The organism is Alterirhizorhabdus solaris (assembly GCF_007785815.1).
In the GTDB taxonomy this organism is placed as follows: domain Bacteria; phylum Pseudomonadota; class Alphaproteobacteria; order Sphingomonadales; family Sphingomonadaceae; genus Alterirhizorhabdus; species Alterirhizorhabdus solaris.
The window spans coordinates 61,194-81,936 of record NZ_VNIM01000003.1 but is presented as its reverse complement, the minus strand read 5'-3'; the positions used below and the strand labels follow the sequence as shown (position 1 = coordinate 81,936).

At 69.4% G+C, this 20,743-nt stretch carries 13 protein-coding genes; 6 read left to right on the top strand and 7 right to left on the bottom strand.

The genetic code is table 11. The annotated features are described in order from the left end of the window. Positions 1-24 precede the first annotated feature (24 nt). From FOY91_RS01660 to FOY91_RS01650, 3 genes are read left to right on the top strand one after another with little or no spacing between them, the layout of a single operon-like run. Positions 25-1,524, top strand: coding sequence for a carboxylesterase/lipase family protein (locus FOY91_RS01660; RefSeq protein ID WP_203234458.1), 1,500 nt, complete (start codon positions 25-27; stop codon positions 1,522-1,524). 20 nt (positions 1,525-1,544) lie between these two features. Further along, positions 1,545-2,189 (top strand): glutathione S-transferase family protein, encoded by a 645-nt coding sequence (locus tag FOY91_RS01655; protein ID WP_145147458.1) that lies wholly within the window; start codon positions 1,545-1,547, stop codon positions 2,187-2,189. A gap of 25 nt (positions 2,190-2,214) precedes the next feature. Next, entirely contained in the window at positions 2,215-4,596 is a 2,382-nt protein-coding gene (locus FOY91_RS01650) for a CaiB/BaiF CoA-transferase family protein (protein ID WP_145147456.1), read from the top strand. Positions 4,597-4,708: 112 nt separating this feature from the next. Here FOY91_RS01650 and FOY91_RS01645 read toward each other — a convergent pair whose 3' ends face one another. The 3 genes from FOY91_RS01645 to FOY91_RS01635 all read right to left on the bottom strand — a co-directional run bounded on the left by FOY91_RS01645 (position 4,709) and on the right by FOY91_RS01635 (position 10,157). After that, positions 4,709-7,765 carry a TonB-dependent receptor domain-containing protein gene (locus tag FOY91_RS01645; RefSeq protein ID WP_238995170.1) on the bottom strand — a complete coding sequence of 1,019 codons (3,057 nt, stop codon included), beginning with the start codon at positions 7,763-7,765 and terminating at the stop codon, positions 4,709-4,711. A gap of 154 nt (positions 7,766-7,919) precedes the next feature. Then, entirely contained in the window at positions 7,920-9,227 is a 1,308-nt protein-coding gene (locus FOY91_RS01640; protein WP_145147452.1) for an MFS transporter, read from the bottom strand. Positions 9,228-9,656: 429 nt separating this feature from the next. Then, positions 9,657-10,157: a hypothetical protein gene (locus FOY91_RS01635; RefSeq protein ID WP_145147450.1), complete on the bottom strand. Its 501-nt coding sequence runs from the start codon at positions 10,155-10,157 to the stop codon at positions 9,657-9,659. Positions 10,158-10,360: 203 nt separating this feature from the next. On the opposite strand from FOY91_RS01635, the gene FOY91_RS01630 reads away from it, so the two are divergent. Next, positions 10,361-11,095 (top strand): GNAT family N-acetyltransferase, encoded by a 735-nt coding sequence (locus tag FOY91_RS01630; RefSeq protein WP_145147448.1) that lies wholly within the window; start codon positions 10,361-10,363, stop codon positions 11,093-11,095. A 6-nt stretch (positions 11,096-11,101) separates the two neighbouring features. Here the strand turns inward: FOY91_RS01630 and FOY91_RS01625 are convergent, their stop codons facing one another. From FOY91_RS01625 to FOY91_RS01610, 4 genes are all read right to left on the bottom strand, one after another. Beyond that, positions 11,102-11,962, bottom strand: a complete 861-nt coding sequence (locus FOY91_RS01625; protein ID WP_145147447.1) for a DMT family transporter — start codon at positions 11,960-11,962, stop codon at positions 11,102-11,104. Positions 11,963-12,126: 164 nt separating this feature from the next. After that, a complete protein-coding gene (locus FOY91_RS01620; RefSeq protein ID WP_145147444.1) occupies positions 12,127-14,397 on the bottom strand; it encodes a TonB-dependent receptor in 2,271 nt (756 codons plus the stop codon). Next, the gene (locus FOY91_RS01615) at positions 14,394-16,601 is read right to left on the bottom strand and encodes a putative bifunctional diguanylate cyclase/phosphodiesterase (protein ID WP_145147442.1); all 2,208 of its coding nucleotides are present in this window, start codon (positions 16,599-16,601) and stop codon (positions 14,394-14,396) included. The genes FOY91_RS01620 and FOY91_RS01615 overlap by 4 nt, the downstream gene beginning before the upstream one ends. 302 nt (positions 16,602-16,903) lie before the next feature. After that, entirely contained in the window at positions 16,904-17,599 is a 696-nt protein-coding gene (locus tag FOY91_RS01610; protein WP_145147440.1) for a TorF family putative porin, read from the bottom strand. Positions 17,600-17,702: 103 nt separating this feature from the next. Between FOY91_RS01610 and FOY91_RS01605 the strand changes: the two genes are divergently transcribed. Then, positions 17,703-19,934 carry a putative bifunctional diguanylate cyclase/phosphodiesterase gene (locus FOY91_RS01605; protein ID WP_238995169.1) on the top strand — a complete coding sequence of 744 codons (2,232 nt, stop codon included), beginning with the start codon at positions 17,703-17,705 and terminating at the stop codon, positions 19,932-19,934. A 192-nt stretch (positions 19,935-20,126) separates the two neighbouring features. Beyond that, positions 20,127-20,699 carry a peptidase S14 gene (locus FOY91_RS01600; RefSeq protein WP_145147436.1) on the top strand — a complete coding sequence of 191 codons (573 nt, stop codon included), beginning with the start codon at positions 20,127-20,129 and terminating at the stop codon, positions 20,697-20,699. Positions 20,700-20,743 lie beyond the last annotated feature (44 nt).

Genomic DNA, 20,743 nt, shown 5'->3' with positions numbered 1-20,743 from the left:
CAGGCGGGACAGGAGGGAGGAAGCGTGCCTGACACCCTGAACGAGACGCCCGCGCTTTCCGGCGGTGCGGATGCACCCGTCGTCATGACCGATCTCGGCGCGGTGCGCGGCGTTTCGCTTGGCGGCGGGGCAGCGGCGTTCCGGGACATCCCGTTCGCGGCACCGCCGGTGGGGCCGCTGCGCTGGCGCGAGGCGCAGCCGGCCGCCGCATGGTCCGGTACGCTGGATGCGAGCCGTTTCGGCTTCGCCTGCCCGCAGGCCGTCTCGCCCGGTGCGCCGCCGGTGCCGCAGGGCGAGGATTGCCTGACGCTCAACATCGTCACCCCCGATGTGGGCGGCACCGGGCTGCCGGTGCTGTTCTCGATCCACGGCGGGGCGTTCTTCGTCGGCTCCGGTCGCTATATCGCCGACAAGGATCTGTCGCCGATCGTGCGGCGCGGGGTGGTGCTGGTGTCGGCGAACTACCGGCTGGGTCGGTTCGGGTTCCTCGCGCATCCGGCGCTGACCGCCGAGGCGGGGCGGGGCACCGGCAATTTCTGGCTGAGCGACGAGATCGCCGCACTGCGCTGGGTGCAGCGAAACATCGCGAGGTTCGGCGGCGATCCCGCGAACGTCACCATCCTCGGCTGTTCGGCGGGCGGCTCCAGCGTCAACGCGCTGCTGACGACCGAAGTGGCGCACGGCCTGTTCGCCGCGGCGGCCTGCCATTCGGGTGGCGGCCTGTTCAATGCGGCGCGGCCGCTGGCGCGCGCGCAAGCGGAGGGGATCGCCTTTGCCCGACGCTGCGGCATCGCGCCCGACGATCCGGCCGTGCTGGAAAAACTGCGCGCGCTGACGGTGGAGGAGATCCTGGCGGGCGATCCCGGCCCGCCCGATTTCGGCGCGATCATCGACGGGCATCTCATCACGCGCCCGATCGCCGTGAGCTTTGCCGAAGGGCGGCGCGCGCCCGTGCCGCTGATCGTCGGATCGACCGGCAACGAGGCGAGCATCTTCGGCATGATGGGGTTCGATGCCGCGACGCTCCGGGCGCGCTTCGGCATCGATCTCGGCGAGGTGCGGGGGGTGTACGAGGAGGACGGCCCGCTTTCCGATGCGGAACTGCTGCGGCGGGTGCAGACCGATTTCCTGTTCACCTCGGCCAGCCTCGGCCTCGCTTCCTTTGCCGCCCGCAGCGCGCCGACGTGGGCCTATCATTTCGATTACGTGCCGGCTGCCCGGCGGGGCGGCAAGCCCGGCGCGTCGCACTGCGCCGACATGCCCTACATCTTCGCCGACGATGCCCGCCGCAGTGCGGACGACGTGGCGGTCGCCGAACGGCAGCAGCGCTACTGGTACAATTTCATCGCCACCGGCGACCCCAACGGCCCCGGCCTGCCCGATTGGCCGTGCGTGGCCCCGGGCCGGCCCGCGGTCCTGATGACGGACGACACCAGCGGGATCGCGACGGCGCCTCATGCCCGGCGGATGGCCTACTGGCACGGGCGCTGGTCCGGAGAGACGGGCGTGGCGATGCTGCCCTGAGCGGCACGGGGGAGGGACGCGTGAGACTCTATCATTGCGGCGGGTCGCGCGGCTTGCGCGCGCTGTGGACGATCGAGGAGATCGGCCTCGAGTGCGAGCTGAGGGAGCTGCGGTTCCCGCCCCGCCGGCTGGTGCCCGGTTATCTGGACCTCAACCCCGTCGGCACCGTGCCCACGCTGGTGGACGGCGCGGTCGTGATGACCGAATCCTCGGCGATCGCGCAATATCTGGCGACCCGCTACGCCCCGGACACGCTGGCCGTGCAGCCGGACGAGCCGGACTATGGGCCGTATCTCGACTTCCTCCACCACGCCGATGCGACCCTCACCTTTCCGCAGACCGTGTATCTGCGTTACGCCGTGCTGGAGCCGCATCTGGGGTTGCAGCGGGCCGGCGAACTCTATGCCGACTGGTTCGCCAAACGGCAGGCCAAGGTGGCGCGCCGGCTGGAGACGCGGCGGTTCCTGTGCGCCGACCGCTTCACGGTGGCGGACATCGCCGTCGCCTATGCGATCCTGCTGGCGCGCAAGATCGGCCTCGTCGATCGCGTCGCCCCGCCATTGAATGCGTGGTTCGACAGCCTCGCCGAGCGGCCAGCCTACGCCCGCGCGATCGCGCGCGACGAGGCTGGCGTTCCGCTCGCCCCCGGCACGCCCGTGCCGTGAACCGCCGCCCGAAGGAAACATGCCCATGACCGACGCCACGGCATCGTCCGCCGCCATCGACCGGCCGTTGTCCGGCATGGTCGTGCTGGACCTGCTCGACGACGGGATCGCGGGCGTGACCAGGATCTATGCCGAACTCGGCGCCGAGGTGATCCGCCCGGTCCCGCCGCGCCCGGCCGGCGATACGGCGGTGCCGTCCCGCGCGGATCTGCGACGGCGGATCGACGATCTGGGCAAGACGCTGGTGGAGGCGGGGGACGACACTGGGCTGGCGGCATTCGCCAACCGCTCCGACCTGATCGTCACCGGCCTGCGATCGCCCGATATCGCGACACTGTTGCGGCCGGACCGCCGCGATGCGACCGTGGTGATGACGGTGAGCATGTTCGGCGCCGGGTCGGGCTATACGAACTGGCAGGCGACCGATCCGGTGCTCCACGCGCTGACCGGCGAACTGTCGCGCTCCGGCATCGAGGGGCGGGCGCCGCTGCTGCCGCCCGGTGATCTGGCGCTGCAATGCGCGATGGCGCAGGCGGCCTATGTCGGGATGGCCGCGCTCCATGCCGCGCAGTTGACCGGACGGGGCGACCGCATCGACGTCTCGCTGGTGGAGGCGGCGATGCAGGCGCTCGATCCGGGGTACGGCATATCGGGCAGCGCCACGCTGGGCCGGGCGGCCGTGCATCTGCCGCCGGGCCGGCCCGTGAAGGGATTCCAGTATCCGATCCTGCCGTGCGCCGATGGCGACGTGCGGCTGTGCCTGCTGGCACCGCGGCAATGGCAGACCATGTTCCGCTGGATGGGCGAGCCGGCGGAGTTCGCCGACCCCGTGTTCAACAACACGGCCGTGCGGCAGGGGTCTGCGGCACTGCTCGCGGCGCTGGCCGATTTCCTTGCCGACAAGACGCGCGAGGAGCTGGAACGCGAGGGCGCCGCGCGCGGTGTCCCCATCTCCGGCCTGAACTCGCTGGCGGAATGCCTCGATGCGCCGCACCTCGTCGAGCGTCACGCGATCGCGACCGCCACCACCACCGGCGGGGCGGACTTCCGCCTGCCCGACGGCGTGATCGAGATCGACGGGGTGCGGATGAGCGCGCTCGCGCCCCCGACGACGCCCCCGTCGCCGGCGGTCGAGGCGGGCCGGCGGTCGAAAACGCCGCCGGCCGATCCACGGCGTCCGCTGGCGGGGCTGAAGGTGCTGGATCTCGGCGTGATCGTCGTCGGCGGGGAGCAGAGCCGCTTGCTGGCGGACATAGGGGCGGACGTCATCAAGGTGGAATCATCCGCCTTTCCGGATGGCACGCGCCATTCCTACCTGCCGACCGGCCTGTCGGTGAGCTTTGCCGCCGGCCATCGCAACAAGCGCAGCCTCGGCCTCAACCTGCGCCACGCCGAGGGCAAGGCGCTGTTCCGCCGGCTGGCCGCCGGAGCGGACGTGATCCTCTCCAACTTCAAGCCCGGCACGATGGAATCGCTGGGCCTGGGGTATGACGAGATGGCCGCGATCAACCCCGGCATCGTCATGGTGGAAAGCAGCGCGTTCGGATCGACCGGGCCGTGGGCGGGGCGGATGGGCTATGGCCCGCTCGTCCGCGCGGCGGCGGGGCTGACGGCGCAATGGCGCTATGCCGACGATCCGGCCAGCTACAGCGACTCGATCACGATCTATCCCGATCATGTCGGTGCGCGCTATGGCGCCATCGCCGTGCTGGCCCTGCTCACCCGCCGCCTGCGGACCGGGCGCGGCGGGCGTGCCGGCATCTCGCAGCTGGAGGTGATGCTGAGCCATTTCGCCACGGACATCGCGGCCGCCAGCATCGGCCTGGCGGCGGACGGGCCGCCGGATGCGCCGTGGGGCGTGTTCCGGGCGGCGGGCGAGGATCAATGGTGCGTCGTCACCGTGCGCCACGATGGCGACTGGGCATCGCTGGCGCGGGTTCTGGACAGGCCCGACTGGCAGGGGGCGGATCTCGCCACCGCCGCGCAGCGCCGCGCGCGCCGCGCCTCCATCGAGCGGGACGTCGCCGCGTGGATGGCCGGGCAGGATGCGGACACGGCGATGCATGCGTTGCAGGCGGCCGGGGTGCCGGCGGCGCGGATGCTGCGGATCGCCGACCTGCCCGACTTCGATTATTACCGCCAGCGCCGGTTCTTCCGCGTCGATCGACACCCGCACATGAACGAGCCGGTCGTCGCCGAACGCCGCCATGCCGTCTCGCAATTGCTGGCGGAGCCGGATGCGCGCCCCGCGCCGCTGATGGGCGAGCACAGTCGGGAGGTGGTGCGCGAGTGGCTCGGGCTTGGCGAACACGAGATCGACGTACTGATCCGCGAGAAGGTGCTCGAGACCATCGATCCGGTGGTGGCCCGCATGGTCGCGGCGGGCGAGGGGCGCGGCCCGGCCTGACAGGCTGGCATGCAAGGCAGGACGACGCCGGTGCGCCCGCAACCCAGGCGATACACGCCGGATACGACGACGGCGCCGGCAGCCTTGTGGCCGCCGGCGCCGTCCGCCCCGTTCAGAACTTGAAGCGCACGCCGGCGGTGAAGGCGCGACCGACGAAATCGTACACCGCGATGTTGGTCGGGATGTTCACGCCCGGGATCGTGCCGGGGATCAGCGGCGGATCCTTGTCCAGCAGGTTGTTGACCGTGCCGAACAGCTCGATGTTGCCGTCGCCGTGGGGCACGGTGTAGCGGATCGAGAGATCGGTATAGGCGACCGCCTTGACCTTGTCGTTCACGAACGCGGCGGGCAGCACCGGCACCACGCCTCCGCTGGCGAGCAGCGGGTTGGCGACGCCCGGCGGGATATCCAGCCGCATCTTGTGGATATACTGTTCCGACAGGGTGATGCCGAAGTTGCCGATCGCATAATCGACGGTGAAGTTGCCGCGCCAGCGCGGGAAGCCGGCCGGATTGCTGCCGACGACGCTGACCCCGGTGTAGCGCGACAGCGGCGCCCCGGCGAAACGCTGGGCGACGAACTTGTCGAGATAGTTGGCATACAGCCGCAGCGACAGCGCGCCCTCGCCCAGCTGCGTGCGATAGCTCGCATCGATATCGATGCCCGCCGTCTTCAGGAACGCGCTGTTGGCCGGCTGGATGCGCACCACCGTCGGGAAGCTCGTCGGCGTGGCGCGGTCGATCTGGGCGCATTCGGGCGAACCCGCACCGCCGGCGTTGAGGCAGCCGGTGAGGATTTCCTGCGCGGTCAACTGCTCGATCAGGCCGCCCACGCGGATGCGGTAGTAATCGACCGCAAGCGAGAAGCCGGGGATCGCGGCCGGCGAGAACACGACACCCGCCGTCAGCGTCTTCGCCACCTCCGGCTTCAGGTTCGCGTTGCCGCTGGTCAGGCTGCTGACGTTGATGTTCTGGCCCGAACCGTAGGTACCGGCGGAATTGCGCGCGTCGTTGACGATACCCACGCCGCTCTGCGGGCCGGCGAACAGCTCGAACAGGTTGGGCGCGCGGATGTCACGCGAATAGGTGCCGCGGAACAGCACGTCGGTGATCGGCTTCCATGTGCCGCCCACCTTCCACGTCGTGACGGTGCCGCTGAAGGAATAATCGGTGTAGCGCACCGCGCCGTTGACGCTCAGTTCCTGGAAGAACGGGGTGTCCTTCAGGATCGGCACGGCGATCTCGCCGAACGCTTCCTTCACGTTCAGGCTGCCGTTCGCCCCGCCCACGTTGGTGAGCCAGTAATACAGCGCGCCGGCCGGCACGTTGCGCAGCCCTGCGAAATAGGCGGTGCGCTCCGCCGTCGTGTCCAGCCCCGCCGGGTCGGCGTTGCTGACCAGATCCAGCGTCTGCTTGCGATACTCGCCGCCGATGGCGACATCGACAGGGCCGGCGGGCAGATCGAACAGGCTGCCGCTGATGCTGGCGACGACCGAGTCCTGCTTGATCTTCGCACGGTAGCGCGACGTGCCGGTGGCATAGGCGTATCCTGCGGGCGTCGCCGCCGCCGGATTGCCGCTGAGCACGTTGAGCGGGGTGCAGCCGCCGAAGGCGCCGGCCGCGGCGGTGGTGAGCACGCGGCAGGTGGGCACGCCGTTCACCGACACCACGTCGGTCGCGGCGAACAGCTTGCGGTTGTCGTACAGGCCGTCGACCCGGCTGGTCAGCGTCGAATCACCGTGGGTGTACGATGCGTTCCACTTGAAATCGCCGAACGTGCCGTTCAGGCCGGCGGTCGCCATCCAGAAATCGGTCTTGTTGCGGGCGACGGGCTGCGGCTGGCCGGCGCTATACTGGCCGAACGTCACGAAATCGTTCGCGGTCGGCAAGGTGGCGCGGATGTTGGCGGGCAGGAACGGATTGTCACGGTAGATCGTGATCGTTTCGCCCGGCGGCACCAGCGCGTTGGCCTGCGTGATGAACTGCGCCTCGGCGCGCGAATAGACACCCTGCACATAGGCGGTCACGTCCGGCGTGATCTCGTAGCTCAGCCGGCCGAAGCTCTGGTAGTTGCGGGTCGGTACGATCGCGCTGGTGTTGTCCGGGATCTTGTAACCGTCGCCGCCCTGCTGGAAGCCGGTGGTGCCGACGGCCGTGCCCAGGTTGAACGTGCGGGTCGCGCCGCCCTGACCGATCACCTGCCCGACGAACGGGTTGCCCGTCACGCTGGAGCCGACGATGCGGCCCGAGTCGGCCAGCGCCGAGATGCGCACGTCGGTGGCGATGGTATAGGGGTTGATCTGCGTGCCCGGCGCCGCCGAGCAGGTACGCAACTGCGCGCCGGGAGCCTGTGCGCACAGCGCGCTGTTGCTGCCCACGTAGGTGGCGTTCAGCCGGCCGATGGCGCGATCGTTGCGGTCCATGCCGTCGTTGTTGAGATAATCGCCGCTGAGCAGGACGTGGCCCTTGCCGCCGGCGAAATCCCAGCCGCCGGCCAGACCGAGGCGCTGGCTGGCATTGTAACCGCGCTGGGCGACGCCCGCCTGCGCCACGCCCTTGATGCCGGTAAACTTCTTGTCGAGCACGAAGTTGACGACGCCCGCGACCGCATCGGAACCCCATGCCGCCGATGCGCCGCCGGTGACGACGTCGACCCGCTGCATCAGCAGTTCGGGCAGCACGTTGGTGTCGATCGTGCCGACGAAGGTGGTCGGCGGCACGCGGATGCCGTCGAACAGGATCAACGTGCGCAGCGGCCCCTTGGGGTTGTTGCTGGGGATGCCTAGGCTGCGCAGGTTGAGCACGTTGCCCTGGATCGGCACGGCGGAGAAGTTGCTGGCAGAGCGGGCGGGGCTGAGCGAGTTCGAGAACTGCGGCAGCTTGTTCAGCGCGTCGGGAATGCTCGACGGCGTGGTCTTGACGAGTTCCGCCGTGGTGGCGACCGTCACCGGGGTCGGCGCGGTATAGCCGTCGCGGACGATGCGCGAACCGGTCACGACGATGTCGCTGGCGGGGCGTGCGGCATCGTCGTTCGCGCTGGCGGTGGCCGAAACCGCGGGCGTGGCCGTCTGGTCCTCGGTGGTCGCGGGCGACGGTGTCGCCGGTGCGGGAGCGGCTTGCTCCTGCGCCAGGGCGGGTGCGGCCAGACCGGCCAGACCCGCGCTACTCATCAGGAACCCTGCTAGGCGACGCATTCTCTCTCTCCCCGTGGCACGAGCGGATTGAGCCATCCGCTTATTTTTGACCTACCATGCAGTTTTACGGGGCGGCGCCTTGGCTTGTCAACGGTGGTTCCAATGAAAGTTGCTCACCATTGCAGATTTATCACGCCCCCAAGCGCATCTCCTCGCGCCCCCTGAGGAACAGCAGCGCCGAGGGGATCAGCGCGGCCAGCACCACGGTGAGCAGCGAGGTGCCGACGGCCCTGGGCGAGCCGAAGACGTGATCGGTCAGGAAGCCCACCAGCGACGGGCCGGCTGCCATGCCGATCAGGCCGGTGACGAGCACGTAGATCGCCGAGACGCGCCCCCGCAGCGCCTGCGGCGTGACGACCTGCGTGGCGGCCGGCCCCATCGAGGCGGAGGAGAGGATGAAGGTCAGGTAGATCCCGAACATGACGACCGTGACCCACGGGTTGCTCGCCAGCAGCGCCACCGTGATCGCCGGGGCCGCGATCGCGATCGCGATGATGCACCAGAACAGCGGCGCATCGCGGCGTCCCGCCTTGTAGAAGCGGTTCACGATCCACCCGTGGACCGGCAGGCTGAGCGCGGCGAGCATCTGCACGATGCCGAGCACCACGCCGATCCGCGTATAGCTCCACCCGTGGACGCGGACGAAATAGGCCGGCAACCACAGCTGCAGCGAGATCGTGCTGGTGTAGAGCATCCCGAAGCCGAGCAGGATCGCGCAGAACAGGCGCTTGCGCATGCCGAGGAAACGGATCGCCTCGCCGTAGCCGCCGGCATCGACCGCCGCCGGCCGGGCCTGGCGGGCCGGCTCCGTCACGAGGAAGACGAGCGCGGCGACGGCGATGCCCGGCACGCCGGTCAGTACGAATACCTGCTGCCATGGCCGGAAATGGCCCATCAGCGGCCAGCCGGCGACGCCGCCACCGAGCACGAACTCCACGAACGGGCCGCCCAGCAGGAAGACGATGCCGGCGCCCATGATCCCGCCCATCACGAAGATCGACATCGCCAGCGAGAGTCGGGACGGGGGGAAGCTCTCGCCGATGATCGAATAGGCGCCGGTCGAGAAGCCGGACTGGCCCCCGCCCACGAGCGCGCGGGCCACCGCCAGCGCCATGAAGCTGCCGGCGAAGCCGCAACCGGCGGCGCCGACGCTCCATACCACGACCGCGGCGAACAGCACCCACCGGCGGTTGTAGCGATCGAGCGCGAGGCCGACCGGAATCGCGAACAGGCAGTACAGCACGGCGAAGGCAGGGCCCTGCAACAGGCTGATCTGGAAATCCGAGAGGCCGAGGTCCTGCTTTATCGGATCGACGACGAGCGCGATCAGATAGCGGTCGGCCAGCGAGCGGATGTAGAAGAAGAACAGGATGGCGACGCCGAGCCAGGCGAGCGCCGGGCTGGGGTACGGGGTTCTGGTGTCGGCCGGCGCGCTCACTTGAGCACCTCCGGCCGGTTCGACGATCTGTCATCGCCGGGCGACATCGTCGCGAATGTCCGCATCCCCATCGGTCCCCTCCCGCCGCCGATGTCTTCGGCTTGACGTTTCATGCCACGGACGGATGACTGCGCCTATTATATTATGCACGATAGGGCAGTTTTGATGATTTGCGGTCTGCGGATCGCGCGCATCGGGTCAAGGCGATCGAGTCTCGGGGAGGGTGGCCGAACGGCTGTCCCGCAATCCGGGCGTCGCGCGTTGCGGTATCCTGCTGCGGTACGGGGGTGGTTGCCCGGAACGGATCGACGGTGTCCCGTCACAAACCGATTGTGCGCCACAAAGGCAGCGGCGTTGCCTGTTGTGCGTGGCAGCGCCCCGGCGTCTACTCTCGCTCGCCGGTGGCGATGGTCGGTTTCGGCGAGCGGCCTACTGGAGCGAGCCTGCTGTCTCGCGCGGGCCGGCGATGGCATCCGCCGTGTCGTCGAACAGGAGGATCGTCGCGGCGCGCCCGGCCTGTTCCCCCTGTCGCACGGCCGTCACGCGGAGGAAGTCGAGCCCGTCGAACGCGCGGTTGCCGGTGAGCCGCCCGATCGGCCGGCCGATGGTCGCCGCCGTCACGGCCGACGAGAGGGTCATGCCGGGGAAGGTGATGCTCGCCCCGTCGCCGGTGCGTATCGTCATGCGGGCATCGCCGTAGGGCATCGGCAGGGTGAGCGTCATCGTCAGGTGGCCATCGATACAGCGGACATCCGCGACGGTGATCGAGGCGGCGACCCCGGCCGTCGTCCGGCTCTCCGCATCGAGCGGGTCGATGCCGTGCCAGCGGAGCAGCGCGCGCGCGCAGCCGCTGATCGTGCGCGGCACGGACACGGCCGGGCAGATCGCCGGCTTGGCGGCAATGCGGGCGCGGGCGACAACCCTGGACATCAACAGTTTCTCCGCGCCGCGGCGTCCGGCGGCTACGCACGGTTGTCGCACGGCGCGGTTAATCGAGGATCAACGCGGGCGGGCCTTCCGCCCGATCCGGCCGACCGAAGTGCTTTACCTGGGTTGGTTCAACGTGCTTAATCGACGCATAAGCAACGGACGCCGGCTGTCCCGGTCGGGGTCCAGCAGGGGGTGGCTGGGTCATGGAAGATTTGCTTATCACGACGTTCGCGGAGTCTCCGAAGATCGCGGACGCGGCGGACTATATCGAGAAGGCGGTGTGGGCGCGCCTCGGATTCTTGAACTTCAGCGATCCGTTCGTGCATTATTTCGACCTGATGGAGCGGTATCCCGACTATCAGATCGCCGTCGTCGACCGTCAGCGGGACTTCGTCGTCGCCACGGGCAACCTCATACCGCTTTATCATGACGACCTGTCGACCCTGCCGGACGGCGGATGGGACTGGGCGTTGAGGCAGGCGGCGGCCACGGTGGATCGTGCGCCGAACATGGTAGTCGGCCTCTCCGTCTCCGTGCCGGATGCCTATCGCAACCGCGGGCTGGCGCGGGTGGTGCTGGGGGCGATGCGCAACCTCGCCGAGAGCAAGGGGCTGGGCACGCCCTATCTGCCGGTACGGCCGACGATGCGCGAGTTTCACCTCGATATCGACATCGCCGACTACGTGACGTGGCGGCGGGACGACGGCAAGCTGTTCGATCCGTGGCTGCGCAGCCACGAGGGGGCCGGCGGGCGAATGGTGGGCCTGTGTCGCGAATCGATGGTGATCCGCAAGCCGGTGAATTTCTGGGAGGCGTGGTCCGGCCAGCGGTACGAGGCATCGGGCCGGTTCCCGATCGCGGGCGGGCTGGCGCCGGTGACAATCGATCTGGAACGCGGGATCGGCACCTATGTCGAGCCGAACGTCTGGTATCATTGAGGCCGGTCAGCCGGCCGGCATCTCCCGGATCAGCGCGAGCAGCGGCAGACCGAGCAGCACGATGGTGAGGCCGAGCCGCTGGATACCGCGCACCTGCTCTTTCAGCACGGCGGCGGCGAGAAGCGTGGTGACGGCGCTGGAGAGGGTGGCCAGCACGCTCACCACGGCGATGCCACCGCGCGCCAGCCCGACGTTGTAGAAACCGTAGCCCGCTACGCAGCCAGCGGCGATGCCGAGGATGATCGCCCAGGTGACGCGGCCCACCGGCCGCTCGATCCGTCCCGCAGGCCACAGGGCGGCGGCGATCGCCAGCAGCGCGAAGTTGGCGAACAGCACGTCCGCCACCGGCGTCGTCGGCAGCACGTGGACTGCCGCCAGCCAGATCGAGAGGCCGCTGAACAACGCGCTGCCCGCCGCCGCCGCCGCCCCCGCGCGCGGGCGCAGGCCACCGTCGCCGCCCGACTCCAGCATCACCAGCATCGCGCCCGCCGAGATGACCGCCAGCGTGACGAGCAGCGGCGCGGACACCGCCTCCGTGCCGGTCGCCATGCCGATCGCGGTGGCGACGATGGCGTAGGAACCGATCACCGGCGCCACCACCGCCACCCGCCCGTTCTGGAACGCGGCGTAGAGCAACCCGAGGCCGAACGCGTTGGTGACGGCGACTGCCAGCAGCATCGGCAGCACCGACGGGGGCAGGCCGGCGAGGGGAAGCCGTCCGCCGGCCAGCACCAGCGCCAGCACCGCCAGTGCCGAGGCACCCTGCGTCCAGACCAGCGAGCTTTTCAGCGACAGCCGGCCGCCGAGCAGCTTGATGAGGAAATCGGTGACGCCCCAGAACAGGGCGGTGAGCAGGCCGAACAGCATCTGTTCAGCGCCGGGGCGGGGCGGGGCGGCGCACGGCCGTTCGGGGTCTGCCGGTCATCCCGCGCCTCTAGGGCCTGATCGCCCGGCGTGGAAGCGCCGCACGCTTTCCGCCCAGGATGCGGATCTGGCTTTCATCGGCGTCCGGGCGCGGGCGCGGCCGAAGACTAGAAGCGGCGGGTAACGGTCATCCCGGCCGAGCGCGCGAGGATCGGCGCCCACCGCGTCGCGGGGGATGTGCCGCCGCCGTTGTCCGCCCCGGCGTAGCAGATCGCATCGGTCACGTTGCGGAGATAGCCCTCCACCGTCCAGCCGGCATCGGCGGCATAGCCCGCGCGCATGTCCGCCCGGCCGCAGGCCGGCACCCGGCCGAACCCGCGATCGTCGAACGATCGGCGCGCGCGGCCGGCATAGCTGGCCTCGCCCTGCGCATACGCCTCGCCGCCGCGGAACGGGGCATGGACCCGCAGGATCGCCCCGCCGGAGAGCGCGGGGTTGCCGAGGCCGCCGCAGTCGCGCGCGGTGCATTCCCGGTCGCGCGTCTTGCGGGTGTGGATATAGGCGCCCTCGATCGTCAGGTCGACATGGCGGCCCAGCGTCAATGTCGCCTCCGCCTCCACGCCGCTGCCATATACCCGGCCGATGTTGACGACCTGCGTGCTGTGGGTGACCGGATCGAACACGTTGGCCTGCAGATCGTCGTAGATGTAGTGGAAAACCGTGAGCGCGGCGGTGCCCAGCCCGGCGGGAAGGCGGCCCTTGGCGCCTGCCTCGATGCTGCGCACTTTCTCCTCGCCGTAGTCGTCCGGCCGGGTGCCGGCGGGGGCGGGGCCGTAATCGTCGAGCGCGCCCGGGCCGGGGAGGCTGAACGTGCCGGATCCGCCCGCCTTGGTGCCGCGCGTGGCGCTGGCATAGAGCGTCCACGCCCGGCTCGGCTGCCAGCGCAGGGTGAGGCGCGGCGAGAGGCCGTCCCACGTCCTGGCGGCGCGCACGTAGCCGTCCGTATGATAGGTCGAGAGGAAGATGTTGCCGAGCGAGCTCGCCACTGGCGGCACGTCGAGGTCGAAGCGCTTGCGGTCGCGCGTCCAGCGGGCGCCGGCGCCGAGGGTGAGGGTGGGGGTGGCCTGCCAGTCGGCCGCGCCATAAGCGGAGACGCCCCGGTTGGCGCCACGCGCACGATTGATGTCGGTCAGCGTGCCATCCGGCGAGGGGACGTAGGGGGTGCCGTAGAAATCGGCGGTGAGCGCGTCGCAATCGGTGTAGCCCCAGGCCGGGCCGCAGACGATGGTCTCGGCGATGGCATTGGTGTGGACGCTCCTGATCCGCTCGCGATAGGCCGAGACGCCGAAGCTCCATGTCACCGGGCCGCCGCTGGAGACGGCGGTGAATTCCTGGCTGGCGTAATCGCCCCGCTGACGCACACCGTAGGTGTCGATCGTCAGCGGCGTGCCGTCGTAATCCTCTAGATAGCGATAGCGGTGCGCGCGCACCCCGGTGAGCGAGGCGAACGTCCAGTCGCCGGCGACATGGTCGATCCGCAGGGTCAGCGAGCCGACCCGCGTTGCATCGACGGGCGCGCGCACGTCGCTGTCCACATCGCGCCGCCCGCCGCCGATCGCCAGATCGGGCGCGACGGAAGCGAGCGTGGCGAACACCTCGGTATCGTCCTGTGCGCGGTGGGCCGCGCCGCTCAGCCGGCGGTGCTCATATTCGCCGGTGAGGCGAACGGTCGTCGTCTCGCCCCGGTGCAGCAGCGAGGCGCGCACGGCGGCGACATTGCGCCAGCCGAGCCGGCGGGCGTCGGGCAGCGCCACGTTGCGGGTCGATCCGTCCTCCGTCTCGCGGTCGGCGGCGAGGCGGAAGGCCCAGCCGTCGCCCAGCGGCACATTGTACGCGCCCTGCACCTCGTGGCGATCGCGCGTGCCCAGCCGCGCGCTGGCATAGCCCCCGGCGCGATCGGGATCGGGCGCCACGGTGACGATCGCCAGCGCGCCCGAAATGGCATTGCGGCCGAACAGGAATACCTGCGGCCCGCGCAACGCCTCGATCCGCGCCAGATCGTAGCTGGTCGTGATCGCGGTGCCCGTGCGGCCGAGGTGGATGCCGTCGCGGAACACGCCGATCGAGGGATCGCCGCCGATCCCGTAGTCGTTGGAGGCGATGCCGCGGATGGCGATGCCGTCGACGAAATTATTGTCCGCCGCGCCGGAAAAGCCGGGGGTGAAGCGGATGATCGCCTTGGCGTCGGAAAGGTCCGCCGCCTCCATCGTCGCGCCGGATACCACGGTGACGGCAGCCGGCACGTCGCGCAGGCGCTCCACCCGGCGCTGCGCCGTCACCACGATCTCGCCCGCGTCCTGCGCGATCGCCGGCCCGGTCGCCGCGACGATCAGCGCCACCGGCACGGCACCCGCCGCGATCGTCCGCCGGCGGATCACGAACTCAGCAGTCGAAGCGTCGGCGCCGGGCCTGTTTCGGGCGGGTCGCGCAGGGTTTCGGTCAGCGCCGCGAGATGCTCGGTCGCCCGGGCGGGCGGCAACGCGCGACCGTAGAGCCAGCCCTGGATCTGGTCGCAGCCGAGCATCTTGAGGATCACCGCTTCCTTGATATGCTCCACCCCCTCGGCCACCACCTCGATGCCCAGCGCCCGGCCGACATCGATCACCGCCTTCACCAGCGAGGCGGAACGCGGCTCCTCCAGCTTGCCGTCGCAGATGAAGCTGCGGTCGATCTTGAGCTTGTCGAAGGTGAATTCCTGAAGGTAGCTGAGGCTGGAATAGCCGGTGCCGAAATCGTCCAGCCCCATGCGGAACCCCATCGCGCGGATGCCGTGCAGGGTCTGGCGCGTGCGGCTGGTGGAATCGAGCAGCAGCCCCTCGGTGATCTCGAACATGATCCGGCGGGGATCGGCACCGGTGGCGCGCAGGTGGCGCTCGAGCTGGTCGAGCAGGTCGGGCGCCTTGATCTGCAACGGCGACAGGTTGATCGAGATCCACAGCTTGGGCCAGCGCAGTGAATCCGCGAACGCCCGGCGGATGATCCAGTCGCCCAGCTGCACCATCAGCCCGGCGCTCTCGGCGATGGGGATGAACTCGGCCGGCGACATCGGCATCGGATCGTCCGACGGCCAGCGCAGCAGCGCCTCCATGCCGGAAACGCACGCCGTGCGGATATCGACGATCGGCTGGTAGTGCAGCTCGAACCGCTCGCTCTCGAGCATCTGCACGATGCGCGCCTCGCGCTCCTTGCGGACGAAGATCAGGTCGCGCATCCCGCGATGGTAGATCGCGCAGCGCGCCCGGCCGGCATCCTTGGCCTGATAGAGCGCAATGTCGGCGTTGCGCATCAGGTCGGTCGCGTCACGGCCATGCTCGGGCGCGGTCACGATGCCGACCGAGATGCCGATCCGCGTGGGCGTGCCTCCCAGATCGACCGGCTCGGCGAACGCCTGCTGGATGCGCGCGCCGAACTCCTCCACCGACAGCCATCGTTCCGAATGCATCAGCGCGAACTCGTCGCCGCCGAAACGCGCGACGACGACGCACTCCGGAAAGCTCTCACGCAGGCGGCGGGCGACGATCTGGATCAGCAGGTCGCCCAGCTCGTGGCCGAGCGTGTCGTTGATCGTCTTGAAATTATCGAGATCGCAGAAAGCGAGCGTCGTGTTTTCGGGTGTCGCCAGCGCCGCATCCAGTTTCTGCGAAAACAATCGGCGGTTGGGCAGCGACGATAACGGATCGTAGTTGGTGAGGAAGCTCGCCTCCTTCTCCTTGTCCACCAGCGACACCGAGATGGTCTGCATCCGCCGCAGCGTGACGAGCAGCAGCAGCCCGGCGATGAGGGTGACGACCACGAACAGCGGCAGCACGTAGTGCAGCAGCATCGCGCCGGGCACGCGGGCGGTCCATTCGTACCGCTCGATCGGCACGCCGCGATCGGAGGTGACGATATACCGGCCTGACAGCCGGGGCGGCGCCGAGAGCGGCACGGCCCGCAGGTCGGGGATCAGCAGCGAATCGGCGAACCCGCGAAGCTGGCTCGCGCCGATCCGCACGGCGGTGACGATCAGGAAGGGGCGGCCCTGGATCGTCACCTGGTTGGTGGACGGCACGATCGTCATCACCGACAGGATCACGGCCTGTCCGCGGTTGGCGACGATGTGCGCGGTCCAGTTGCCGCGCGATCCGAGCGAGTTCTGCGCATAGCGGCTCTGGTTGCTGCGGAACGAGGCGTTGCGCATCCGCCGCCCGTCTTCCCGCCCGCCGCGGACGACGGCGACGAGTTCATCCAGATCGGACGTGAACTCGCCCAGCCGGGCGGCGTGCGCCGCATCGCCGGGGGTATAGGCATAGACCGGGCGGTTGGCAGGGTCGAGGATCCACACCGCGCTGTGGCCATAGACCTGCGTCAGATACTCGCCGATCTCGTAGTCGAGCCACGCCTTGTCGAGCGGCCGGGCCTGCAGCTTGCGTACCGTATTGTCCCAGAAAGCCACGGTCTGGACGCCGTTGAGCGCATCCACGACCCCCTGGCTGAGGGCGTTGTCGACGAGCTGGGTCTGGTTGCGGACGGCATCCCGGTTCATCGAGATGCCGGCGAGGGCAATGGCCAGGATGCCGCCGAGCGCGAGCGCCAGCACCACCGAAGCTCCCAGAATGATCTGCCTTCCGTGACGGACATCGCGGACGACGGAGGAAAGCCTGCCCACTCCTCACCGCGCCTTTAACCATTGAACCCGTTAGAATGATGGCAGAGGGATGCTTTCGACATCGCTTTCAAACGTGGTTAGCAATGGGTAAACGGCGGATCATCTCATTGATCCGTTTCGGATGATTCGGGTCGACTGCCCCGTCATGCCGTAGCGGAACCCAATGCAGATGGCAGCGCACGGCCGCTTGGCGCCCTGGATCATTCGACGAAAGTCGAATGGCGCGTTTGGCCGGTTCAGAAACTCGCCGCCAATGCGAAACGCAGGCCGGTTCGCCCCAGCCGGCCGGTATCGCCGGCGCCGCCCTGATGGCTGCCCGTCAGCGAGGCCGAACCGGAGAGGTGGTCGTCGCCCACCGCGAGGCCGGCCTCCCAGTCCAGCTTGCGGGCATAGAAGCCATCCTCATATCCGCCGCGCAGCGTGAGCGAGAACGGCGTATCCGGCATGACGAGGGTGGCGCGTGCGCCGACGTATATGTTGTCCGTGCGGCTGTTATGCTGCTCGGGCACGTAGTCGGCCTCGACCGCCAGCGTCGCCGGGCCGACCGGGCGGCTGAATTCGGCGCGCACCTCCGCATAGTTCACCCGCCGTCCGCGCGGATAGAGGTAGAGCGACGCGCCGAGGCTGTAGTCGAATCCGGCGACATGGCCCGTCCGCCCGCCGTACAGGTCCACCTCCGCCCGCGATCCGCCGTAGCGCGCGATCGTCGATCCCCAGGTGCCGGCATACCAGCCACCCGCGAGGCCGAGGTCGACGCCGCCCTGCAACGCCGGCTTCCGGTTCGAGAGGCTGACGCCGCGAAAGCGATAGTCCGACACGACGCCGATGTTGGCGGACAGATCGGCCGGCGCCGCACGGGCGGCCGATGCGAGCACGATGGCCAGCAGGATCGCACCGAGGGGGCGGGCGCGTGGACGGGGAGGCGGAACCATCGTCGTTTCTTGCCCGACCGTGGTTAAAACGAGGTTTGCACCAGAACCGCTTGTTAAACATCTCGTCCTATCGAATGTCAGCCGAACGGTCGGATGGGATGGCGTGCAGGAATATCGGGCGAAGCGACAGTTTCTCGCGCAGGTGGTGCTGCCGGTCGCGATCGCGCTGAGCCTGACGGCGGCTGTCCTGGCGCTGTTGCTCGCCTGGTCGACCCATGCCGTGGACGAGGCCGCGCGGCAGCGGCAGGCCGGCTTGTTCGCAGTGGTGCTGCACGACAGCATTCGCGCCGTCGCCCACGATCAGGAGGCGTCCACCGTCTGGGACGACGCTGTCGTGCAGGTCCGCCGCGCACCGCTCGACAGGGACTGGCTCGATGCCAATCTCGGCGTGTGGATGCACAGCTATTACGGTCACGACCAGACCTATGTCGTCGATCCGCGCGGGCGCCCGGTGTACGCCATGCAGGACGGGCGCAGGACCGCGCCGTCACGCTACGCCGTGGCGGAACCGACCGCCGGTCCGCTGATGATGCGATTGCGCGCCGAAATGCGCGATCCCGTTCCCCGTCGCGATACGACCGTACTGAGCGACGGCGCGAGCGACCTCGGCATGGTCGCGGGGCGGCCGGCGATCGTCAGCGTGAAGCCGATCGTCTCGGATACGGGCAGGATCCGGCAGGCGGCGGGCAGCGAGTTCCTCCACGTCAGCGTGCGCTTCCTCGATCGCAGCTTCCTGACCCGGCTGGCCGGCGCTTACTGGTTCCGCGACGTCCGCTTCGCCCCGCCGGGGGAGCTGAGGCCCGGCGAGATCGGCGTGCCGCTGCGCTCGGCAGACGGCGTGCTGCTGGGGCGGATCGCGTGGCGGCCGTTCGAGCCGGGGGCGCGGGTGCTCGGCCGGCTGGCGCCGGGGCTGGCGCTCGGCCTGATGCTGATCGGCGGCGTGCTGGGCTGGCTGATGCTGCGCCTCCGCCGGGGCACCGCCCAGCTTCAGTTGAGCCGCGCGCGCGCCGAGCATCTGGCCTTCCATGACAGCCTGACCGGGCTGCCCAACCGCGCCCTGTTCGAGAACCGGCTCGATCAGGCGCTGGCCGGCGTCCGGCGCGGGGCGGGGCGGGCGGCGCTGCTGTATCTCGATCTCGACCGGTTCAAGAACGTGAACGACACGCTCGGCCACCCGGCGGGGGACGACCTGATCCGGCAGCTGGGCCGTCGCCTCGCCATGCTGGTGCGCGAAAGCGATACGGTGGCGCGGCTGGGCGGCGACGAGTTCGCCATTCTCCAGACGGGCGTTGGCTCGCCTGCCGATATCGAGATCCTCTGCCTGCGGATCATCGAGGCGGTCGATGCGCCGTTCGAGGTGCTGGGCGGGCAGGCGCATGTCGGCATCAGCATCGGCGTGGCGCTGGCGCCGGTCCACAGCGTCGAGCGGGTGGAACTGAGCCGGAAGGCCGACATCGCGCTCTATCATGCCAAATCGCACGGGCGCGGCCGCTTCACCGTCTTCGCCGAGGAAATGGATTCGACGCTGCGTTCGCGCCGTTCGCTGGAGCAGGATCTGCGGGCCGCGCTGGCGGGGGATCAACTGGCGGTCCACTATCAGCCGCAGTTCGCGATGCGCGGCGGGGCGATGACCGGGGTGGAGGCGCTCGTCCGCTGGCATCACCCCGCCAAGGGGATGATGCCGCCCGCCGCCTTCCTGCCGGTGGCCGAGGAAAGCGGGCTGATCGAGGCGATCGGCGAATGGGTGCTGCGCGAGGCGACCCGCGCGGCGCGCGACTGGCCGGTGGGACGGTTGTCGATCAACGTCTCGGCCCTCCAGCTTCGCCGGCCGGGGTTCGCCGCGCGGGTGATGGCGCTGTTGGCCGAAAGCGGGTTCGAGCCGGCGCGGTTGCAGCTGGAGATCGGCGAGAGCCGCTACATCGAACATGCGCAGGATTGCCGGCCGAACATCATGCTGCTGCGCGCCAACGGCGTGCAGATGGCGCTGGACGATTTCGGCACCGGCTTCTCCTCGCTCGGCTCGCTGCGCCAGTGCGCGATCGACCGGGTGAAGATCGACCGTTCGTTCGTGCAGGCGATCGACCGCGATGCGGATGGCGATGCGGTGATCGCCGCGATCATCCGGCTGGCGCAGGCGACCGGCCTGCACGTGACGGCGGGCGGGGTGGAGACGGCCGGGCAGAATGCGGCGCTGGCGACGATGGGATGCGACGAGGTGCAGGGCTTCCTGCTGGCGCGCCCGCTCCCCGCCGCCGCGATCGCCCGGCTGCTGGCCGACGGGGGCGGCCCGGGGTTGCTGCCCGCCCCGGCCCGTACGGTGTGGCACGGCGTCTAGCTCGCAACGGCGATCCCCCATCGCCCCCATCGCCCGCGATCGTCCGGCATGATCGCCGACGCCGCTGACCGTCCCCGGCGGCATATCGCCGGATGGCGGACATGGCGTCCGAATGGGTCTTTTTGCACGCCGGACGGATCGAACCACCACCGGCGGCGTTCGCCCCCGCAATTCCAGCCATCGGGAGCGACCATGCAGACCACTCTTCTACAGGCGGCCGATTTCCATGCCCCCGCGATCCTGCTGTCCGGCACGGTCGATTACGACATGTACAAGCTGTTCCGGCAGCAGCTGGACAATGCCCCCGAGAGCGGCCTCGTGGTGGTCGAACTGACCACGCTGGGCGGCGATCCCGAAGTGGCGCGGATGATGGGCGAGGACATCCGCTTCCACAGCGACATCTCTGGCGGACAGCGCCGCTTCGTCTTCCTCGGGAAGGCGGCAATCTATTCGGCCGGCACCACCTTCATGAGCTTTTTCGCGCGGCCGAACCGCTATCTCACCCGCGGCACCCGGCTGATGATCCACGAGCGCAAGATCAAGAAGGATCTTCATGTCGAGGGGCCGCTGACCACCTGCATCGCCGGGGTGACGGCGCTGCTCCACGAGATCGAATGTTCGATCCTGATCCAGAACGAGGGCTTTGCCAGCCTGATCCAGGGATCGAGCGTGACGATGGACGAGGTGCTCGAGCGCGCGCCCAGCAACTGGTACATCGAGGCGGAGGAAGCACGGTCGCTCGGACTGATCGAGGCGGTCCTCTAGCCTCCGCCTGCGGAAAACGGTTGACCGGCGATACAGGTGGGATT